This is a genomic window from Bradyrhizobium sp. SHOUNA76 (assembly GCF_023006445.1).
Lineage (GTDB): Bacteria > Pseudomonadota > Alphaproteobacteria > Rhizobiales > Xanthobacteraceae > Bradyrhizobium.
Map to the genome: position 1 here is coordinate 1 of NZ_JALBHA010000976.1, position 941 is coordinate 941.

Sequence of the window (941 nt, forward strand, 5' to 3'; positions counted from 1 at the left end):
GCCCCGTCGAACGGCCCGCGCCGCTGGAGAGCACGTTGCGAGCGCGGTGCCTCAGCCGTTGGCCGTATTCGAGCTGGCGCAATTCGTCGGCGACGCCGACCAGCACGTTGGAATCTGTGCCGATACCGAACGCGCCGCCGGCATCGAGGAATTCGCGCGCGGGAAAGATGCCGTCGCCAAGGCTCGCCTCGGTGATGGGGCAGAGGCCGGCAACTGCGCCGGTCCCGGCGAAGGCGGCGACTTCCTCATTCGTCATATGCGTCGCGTGAATGAGACACCAGCGCCGACCGATCGGCGCGTGATCCAGCAGCCATTGCACCGGGCGCCGGCCTGACCAGGCCAGGCAATCCTCGACTTCCCGGACCTGCTCGGCGGCATGGATATGCACCGGCCCGCCGTCGGCCAGTGGAATGATCGCCGCAAGCTCGTCCGGCGCGACCGCGCGCAGGCTGTGCGGCGCGATGCCGATATTGGCGCCTGGCAATTCCGCGATGACCTTGCGCGAGGCGTCCATCAGCGCCGCGAACTGATCGACCGAGCAGATGAAGCGGCGCTGGCCGGCATGCGGCGCCGCGGCGCCGAACGAGCCGTGCGCATAAAAACTCGGCAGCAGCGTCAGGGCAATGCCGGAGGCCTTGGCGGCGTGCGCGATGCGCGCGGCCATCTCGGCGGGATCGGCATAGTGCGAGCCGTCGTGGTCGTGGTGAAGATAGTGGAATTCGCCGACGCGGGTAAAACCCTGCTCCAGCATCTCGACATAAAGCAGCGTGGCGACAGAAGCGACGTCGTCCGGCGTCATGGCGAGGGCGAAGCGATACATCGTCTCGCGCCAGGTCCAGAACGTATCCGTGGAGTCGCCGCGCAGCTCCGCAAGCCCGGCCATGCCGCGCTGGAAGGCGTGGCTGTGCAGGCTCGCCAGTCCCGGAAGCGCGACGGCATGG

At 68.2% G+C, this 941-nt stretch carries 1 protein-coding gene; it reads right to left on the reverse strand.

Annotated elements, in window-relative coordinates; genetic code table 11:
* The coding region (gene hutF / locus MOV74_RS39090; RefSeq protein WP_246932942.1) for a formimidoylglutamate deiminase at positions 1 to 941 on the reverse strand (941 nt) is incomplete at both ends.